Genomic DNA, 7,231 nt, shown 5'->3' with positions numbered 1-7,231 from the left:
AATCTGCCGTCAACCCCTGATTCCAGCTTTATTCGGATTTGAGCGTAATACGCGCAAATGCCTTCTTCCCGGCCTGGCAAACATGGGTCGCGCCCAGTACGTATATAAAGGTGCGATCGACAACCTCACCATCTATACGCACACCACCAGAACCGAGAAGGTCGCGCGCCACTGCGGAGTTCTTCACCAGGCCCGCTTTATTAAGGACAGCAGCAATCGGCATATCCTCGGCAGCAGTCAGCTCGATCTCTGGCAGATCATCCGGCAGCTCACCGTCTTTCATACGGTTGCCCGCCGCACGGTGAGCATTGGCCGCTGCCTCTTCACCATGGAAACGCGCAACGATCTCTTCGGCCAGCTTGATCTTGATGTCACGTGGATTCGCGCCCGCTTCGACGTCAGCCCGAAAAGCATTGATCTCTTCCATGGAGCGGAAACTGAGCAATTCGAAGTAACGCCACATCAGCACATCCGGAATAGAGACCAGCTTGCCGTACATGACACCTGGCGCCTCCTGGATGCCGACGTAGTTGCCCAGCGACTTGGACATCTTCTTCACGCCATCCAGACCTTCGAGCAATGGCATGGTCAGAATGCATTGAGCCTCCTGACCATAACTACGTTGCAGCTCACGCCCCATCAGAAGGTTGAACTTCTGATCGGTACCACCCAGCTCGACATCCGCACGCAAAGCGACCGAGTCATAACCCTGAACCAGCGGATAGAGGAATTCGTGAATGGCGATTGGCTGATTGGTCGTGTAGCGCTTGTCGAAATCGTCGCGCTCGAGCATGCGAGCCACGGTGTATTGCGAAGTCAGGCGAATAAAGTCGGCAGGCCCCATCTGATCCATCCAGGTGGAGTTGAACGCCACTTCGGTCTTGGCTGGATCAAGAATCTTGAAGACTTGAGTCTTGTAGGTCTCGGCATTCTCGAGAACCTGCTCACGGGTGAGCGGAGGACGTGTCGCGCTCTTGCCACTCGGATCACCGATCATCCCGGTGAAGTCACCTATAAGGAAGATTACCTGGTGACCCAGTTCCTGGAATTGGCGCAGCTTATTAATAAGCACGGTGTGACCCAGGTGCAAATCCGGCGCGGTCGGATCGAAGCCTGCCTTAATACGCAGTGGCTGGCCACGCTTGAGCTTTTCGATCAGCTCGGACTCGACCAACAGTTCTTCTGCACCACGTTTGATCAGCGCTAGCTGCTCTTCAACCGACTTCATAACAGACCCGCAAGGCTCAGATTCAAAGGGGAACAACCATACAAGATCGCGCACCAAATACAAGTTTTGCCCGGCGCACGGACGCCAATCCACGGACAGAGCGTTCGCAGGCTTGCTTCAGAGATGATTTGGTTATATTTTATACAGTTATTTCGTCTTCATCATGTCATTCATCTTTTCCAATTCATCTTTTCAAAGTCAAAATTACCTATGACCACAGAACCGTCTAAAGCGCCGCCGCTTTACCCGAAGACCCACCTGCTCGCAGCAAGTGGCATCGCCGCCCTTCTCAGCCTGGCGCTTCTGGTATTCCCTTCCAGTGATGTTGAAGCCAAAAAGACGACCCTGAGTCTTGAACTGGAAAGCCCTGCAGAACAACTGACACAAGATCAAGACGCCGCCGACGTCGTCCAAGCCACAAATGAGCCGGCAGCCTCCCCTTTCGCGCAGATTGAAAACAGCGCCGAAGACACCCCGGAAACCGCTCAGGTCGCCCCCGCGCCAGTCGTCGAAGAAAAGAAGGCGCCAGGCCACAGGGAAGTGATTGTCAGCAAAGGCGACACTCTCTCGACTTTGTTCGAGAAAGTCGGCCTTCCGGCCACTTCGGTGCATGAAGTACTGGCCAGCGACAAGCAGGCCAAGCAGTTCAGCCAACTCAAACATGGGCAGAAGCTTGAGTTCGAACTTAGCCCGGATGGCCAGCTGACCAACTTGCACAGCAAAGTCAGCGACATGGAAAGCATCAGCCTGACCAAGAACGACAAGGGTTATGCGTTCAACCGCATTACCGCCAAGCCCACTGTTCGCTCCGCCTACGTTCATGGCGTGATCAACAGTTCGCTGTCGCAATCTGCCGCCCGAGCCGGTTTGTCCCACAGCCTGACCATGGATATGGCCAGTGTGTTTGGCTATGACGTCGACTTCGCCCAGGATATTCGCCAGGGTGACGAGTTCGATGTGATCTATGAACAGAAGGTCGTCAACGGCAAAGCAATCGGCAACGGCCCGATCCTCTCCGCACGCTTCACCAACCGCGGCAAGACTTACACCGCGGTGCGCTACACCAACAAACAAGGCAACAGCAGCTACTACACGGCTGACGGCAACAGTATGCGCAAGGCGTTTATCCGTACCCCGGTAGACTTCGCCCGCATCAGCTCGAAATTCTCCATGGGCCGCAAGCACCCGATCCTGAACAAGATCCGCGCCCACAAAGGTGTCGATTACGCCGCACCACGCGGTACGCCGATCAAGGCTGCCGGTGACGGCAAAGTATTGTTGGCGGGTCGTCGCGGTGGTTACGGCAATACCGTGATCATCCAGCACGGTAATACCTACCGCACGCTGTACGGCCACATGCAGGGCTTCGCCAAAGGCATCAAGACTGGCGGCAGCGTCAAGCAAGGTCAGGTGATCGGTTACATCGGCACCACCGGTCTCTCCACCGGCCCGCACTTGCACTACGAGTTCCAGGTCAATGGCGTGCACGTCGACCCGCTGGGTCAGAAGGTGGCGATGGCCGATCCGATCTCCAAAGCCGAACGCTCACGCTTCCTCGCGCAAAGCCAACCGCTGATGGCGCGTATGGATCAAGAGAAAACCACTCAGCTGGCTTCGAAACGCTAAGCCATGGCGCTCTATATAGGTGTGATGTCCGGGACCAGCCTTGACGGCCTGGACATTGCGTTGATCGAGCAAACCCCGGCGATCAAGCTGATCGCCACCCATTACATCCCTATGCCTGATTCCCTGCGCGCCGAGCTGCTTGGCTTGTGCGCCAGCGGCCCGGACGAGATTGCCCGCTCTGCCATTGCCCAGCAGAACTGGGTGAAACTGGCCGCACAGGGCATTCACACCCTCCTCGACCAACAAAATCTGAAACCCGACGACATTCGCGCGATTGGCAGCCACGGCCAGACCATTCGCCACGAGCCGGCGCGCGGGTTCACGGTGCAAATCGGCAACCCTGCCTTACTCACCGAGCTGACCGGCATCACCGTGGTCAGCGATTTCCGCAGCCGCGATGTAGCCGCTGGCGGACAAGGCGCGCCACTGGTTCCAGCCTTTCACGAAGCCCTGTTTGAAGAACGGCCTGGCAACCGCGCGGTATTGAACGTCGGCGGGTTCAGCAACCTCAGCCTGATCGAACCCGGCAAGCCTGTTGCCGGGTTTGACTGCGGCCCCGGGAACGTCCTGCTGGATGCCTGGATTCACCAGCAACGCGGCGACAACTTTGATCGTGACGGCCATTGGGCTGCCAGCGGCAAGGTCGAACCTGTCCTGTTGAACGAGCTGCTCAGTGATCCGTTCTTTGTGACTCAAGGCCCGAAGAGCACCGGCCGCGAGGTGTTCAATCTACCGTGGCTGATGCAGCATCTATCACAGCTACAGAGCTTCGCTGCCGAAGACGTACAGGCCACGCTGCTTGAGCTGACTGCGCTGACCATTGTCGAGTCATTGCAAAGCGCCCAATCGGATACCCGGGAGCTGCTGGTTTGTGGTGGCGGCGCGCACAACGCCACGCTGATGAAGCGCCTGGCCAGTCTGTTGCCGAACGCGAAAGTCAGCAGCACTGCTGCGTATGGTGTAGACCCGGACTGGGTCGAAGCCATGGCCTTCGCCTGGCTGGCCCATTGCTGCCTGGAAGGTATCGCGGCCAACCGTCCGAGTGTCACCGGTGCCCGCGGCCTGCGCGTACTCGGCGCCATCTACCCCGCCTGAGCCTGAAACCCCAGACAGCAAAACGCCGCAAAGTCCTGAGACCCTGCGGCGCCTGGTAATGCGGTGAGGGTGCGATCAGATCGAGAACGAAGAGCCGCAACCACACGTGGTGGTAGCGTTCGGGTTCTTGATCACGAAACGCGAACCTTCCAGACCTTCCTGGTAATCCACTTCGGCACCTGCCAGGTACTGGAAGCTCATCGGATCGACCACCAGGCTGACGCCTTCGCGCTCGACGATGGTGTCGTCATCGGCCACTTCTTCATCGAAGGTGAAGCCGTATTGAAACCCTGAACAACCGCCGCCCGTAACGAATACGCGCAGCTTCAAGCGATCATTCCCCTCTTCATCGACCAGGCTCTTCACCTTGTGCGCGGCACCGTGGGTGAATTGCAAAGCCGTGGGGGTGAAGGATTCGACGCTCATGCTGACTATCTCCCGGCGTTACGCCGCCATAATGCGTGATGACGCGCATTATCCGCTTCTCCCAGAAAATCGGTCAACTATTGTTACGGTATATCAATCAACCCAATTGTCAGACCAAAATGCAAAAAGGCCCGTTCGACGGGCCTTTTTGCTGAGTGGGATAAGCCTTACGGCAGCATGCCCGCATGGGACAGGCCCAAGCGCTCATCCAGGCCGAACAGGATATTCAGGTTCTGCACCGCCTGACCCGACGCGCCTTTGACCAGGTTATCGATCACCGACAACACCACCACCAGATCACCATCCTGCGGACGGTGCACGGCAATACGGCAAACGTTGGCACCACGCACGCTGCGGGTTTCCGGATGGCTGCCGGCAGGCATCACGTCGACGAACGGTTCGTTGGCATAGCGCTTTTCGAACAACGCTTGCAGATCCACCGAGCGATCCACGACAGTCGCGTAGAGCGTCGAGTGAATGCCGCGAATCATCGGCGTCAGGTGCGGAACGAAGGTCAGCCCCACGTCCTTGCCCGCTGCGCGACGCAGGCCCTGGCGGATTTCCGGCAAGTGACGGTGCCCTTTGACGGCGTAAGCCTTCATGCTTTCCGACGTCTCGGAGTACAGCGAACCTACAGAAGCGCCACGACCGGCACCGCTGACGCCGGATTTGCAGTCTGCGATCAAGCGCGAAGTATCCGCCAGACCCGCTTCGAGCAAAGGCAGGAACCCCAATTGCGTGGCAGTCGGGTAGCAACCCGGCACAGCGATCAGGCGCGCCTGTTTGATTTGCTCACGATTGACTTCCGGCAAGCCGTAAACCGCCTCCTCCAACAGTTCCGGCGCGCCGTGCGGCTGACCGTACCATTTGGCCCACTCATCGGCGTCTTGCAGACGGAAGTCTGCCGACAGGTCGATCACCTTGGTCCCGGCAGCCAACAACTCACCCGCCAGGGCATGGGCGACACCGTGCGGCGTGGCGAAGAACACCACGTCGCAGGCCCCGAGGGTCTTGATATCCGGAACGCTGAAAGCCAGGCCGTCGTAATGGCCTCGCAGGTTCGGGTACATGTCGGCCACGGCCAGGCCGGCCTCGGATCGGGAAGTGATCACTACCACTTCAGCTTGCGGATGCTGTGCCAACAAACGCAGCAGTTCGACACCGGTGTAACCCGTGCCGCCGACGATACCGACCTTGACCATAAACCTGCCCTCAACGAACCCACTGGAAAGCCGTCGATAATAGGGGCCGCGCGGCCCTGCGACAACCGCCAAGGTGACGTGCGGCGGCTCAAGCCTCTACTATTCGGGCTACCGTGAACCTGGGAATAACTAAAAATGCTTTATCTGTGGCTCAAAGCGCTTCATATCGTCAGCATGGTCTGCTGGTTTGCCGGCCTGTTTTACCTGCCGCGCCTGTTCGTCTATCACGCCCAAAGCGAAGACACCGTCAGCAAGGAACGCTTCAGTATCATGGAGCGCAAGCTGTACCGGGGCATCATGGGCCCGGCGATGATCGCCACCCTGGTGTTCGGCATCTGGCTGATCAGTCTCAACCCCAGCGCCTACTTCACCCAGGGTGCATGGATGCATGCCAAATTGACCCTGGTGGTGATCCTGATCGGCTACCACCACATGTGCGGCGCACAGGTAAAACGTTTTGCCCGTGGCGAAAACACCCGCAGCCATGTCTTTTATCGCTGGTTCAATGAAGTGCCGGTTCTGATATTGCTGGCTATCGTAATTCTGGTCGTCGTTCGGCCGTTTTAATCCAACAAGCATCATTCACCCGGGGTACTTCCAATGTCGCTGCCCGCTTTGCTCGAACAACGCTTGCGTCTGCCCGTGGTGGCGGCGCCGATGTTCCTGATTTCCAACCCTGAACTGGTGCTCGCCTGCTGCCGTAATGGCGTAGTCGGCAGCTTTCCTGCGCTGAACCAGCGCGAGAGCAGCGGTTTCAAGGCCTGGCTGGAAGAAATCGAAGCAGGCCTGGCGGAACTGGAAAACCCCGCGCCTTATGCGGTAAACCTGATCGTCCACAACAGCAACCCGCGATTGCAGGCGGATCTGGCGATCTGTATCGAGCACAAAGTACCGATCGTGATCACAAGCCTCGGTGCCGTGAAAGAACTGGTCGATGCCGTGCACAGCTATGGCGGCCTGGTGTTTCATGACGTGACGACCCGTCGCCACGCAGAAAAAGCCGCCGAGGCCGGCGTGGACGGTTTGATCGCCGTGGCTGCGGGCGCCGGTGGTCACGCCGGGACCTGGAGCCCGTTTTCGCTGATCGCCGAGATTCGACAGTTTTTCGACAAGACCCTGTTGCTGGCCGGCTGCCTGAACCATGGCCATGAAATTCTTGCCGCGCAATTGCTCGGTGCGGATCTTGCCTACTTCGGTACGCGATTTATCGGTACCACTGAAAGTCATGCGCCTGACGCGTATAAGGAGATGCTCCTGACTTCCAGAGCCGCAGACATCGTCCATACTCCAGCGGTGTCGGGGGTACCGGCAAGCTTCATGCGTCGGAGCCTGGAGGCCGCCGGTTTCGACATGGCAGCCCTGCAAGGCAAGGGCGAGGTGAACTTCGGCTCCAAGCTCAAGCCATTGAGCGATGAAGCCAAAGCCTGGAAAACCGTGTGGTCCGCAGGCCAGGGCGTCGGAGAAATCGATGACCTGCCGAGTGTCGATCAACTGGTCGCACGTCTCGACACCGAGTACCGCAAGGCGCTGGAACTGGCGGCGGCGTTGCCCAAGCGCTGGCCGCGCTGACAGAAAAACTTGGCCTGCCCAATCCGGCTGGCCCTACACTCCATATTCGCAACTCCGTCTATTACAAACTCTCGCGACAAGGATG

7 protein-coding genes are annotated in these 7,231 nt (G+C 58.2%); 4 read left to right on the top strand and 3 right to left on the bottom strand.

Features of this window, described 5'->3' with window-relative positions:
- Positions 1-28: 28 nt before the first annotated feature.
- Positions 29-1,228 carry a tyrosine--tRNA ligase gene (gene tyrS / locus PMI30_RS19725; RefSeq protein ID WP_008008359.1) on the bottom strand — a complete coding sequence of 400 codons (1,200 nt, stop codon included), beginning with the start codon at positions 1,226-1,228 and terminating at the stop codon, positions 29-31.
- 210 nt (positions 1,229-1,438) lie between these two features.
- On the opposite strand from tyrS, the gene PMI30_RS19730 reads away from it, so the two are divergent.
- Together PMI30_RS19730 and PMI30_RS19735 are read left to right on the top strand one after the other, a co-directional pair.
- Entirely contained in the window at positions 1,439-2,854 is a 1,416-nt protein-coding gene (locus PMI30_RS19730) for a peptidoglycan DD-metalloendopeptidase family protein (RefSeq protein WP_008008356.1), read from the top strand.
- Between the two features lie 3 nt (positions 2,855-2,857).
- Positions 2,858-3,949 carry an anhydro-N-acetylmuramic acid kinase gene (locus tag PMI30_RS19735; RefSeq protein WP_008008354.1) on the top strand — a complete coding sequence of 364 codons (1,092 nt, stop codon included), beginning with the start codon at positions 2,858-2,860 and terminating at the stop codon, positions 3,947-3,949.
- A gap of 75 nt (positions 3,950-4,024) precedes the next feature.
- Here PMI30_RS19735 and erpA read toward each other — a convergent pair whose 3' ends face one another.
- Both erpA and argC read right to left on the bottom strand, forming a co-directional pair.
- Positions 4,025-4,375, bottom strand: coding sequence for an iron-sulfur cluster insertion protein ErpA (gene erpA / locus PMI30_RS19740; RefSeq protein ID WP_007906865.1), 351 nt, complete (start codon positions 4,373-4,375; stop codon positions 4,025-4,027).
- A 167-nt stretch (positions 4,376-4,542) separates the two neighbouring features.
- Positions 4,543-5,577 carry an N-acetyl-gamma-glutamyl-phosphate reductase gene (gene argC / locus PMI30_RS19745; RefSeq protein WP_008008353.1) on the bottom strand — a complete coding sequence of 345 codons (1,035 nt, stop codon included), beginning with the start codon at positions 5,575-5,577 and terminating at the stop codon, positions 4,543-4,545.
- A 135-nt stretch (positions 5,578-5,712) separates the two neighbouring features.
- Here argC and hemJ point away from each other — a divergent pair, with 135 nt between their 5' ends.
- A complete protein-coding gene (gene hemJ / locus PMI30_RS19750; protein WP_007906869.1) occupies positions 5,713-6,144 on the top strand; it encodes a protoporphyrinogen oxidase HemJ in 432 nt (143 codons plus the stop codon).
- 33 nt (positions 6,145-6,177) lie between these two features.
- Positions 6,178-7,146, top strand: coding sequence for an NAD(P)H-dependent flavin oxidoreductase (locus PMI30_RS19755; protein WP_008008351.1), 969 nt, complete (start codon positions 6,178-6,180; stop codon positions 7,144-7,146).
- Positions 7,147-7,231 lie beyond the last annotated feature (85 nt).

Source organism: Pseudomonas sp. GM50 (genome assembly GCF_000282375.1).
Classification (GTDB): domain Bacteria; phylum Pseudomonadota; class Gammaproteobacteria; order Pseudomonadales; family Pseudomonadaceae; genus Aquipseudomonas.
Note: the sequence above shows the minus strand (reverse complement) of the source record. Positions and strands in the feature narration are given on the sequence as shown.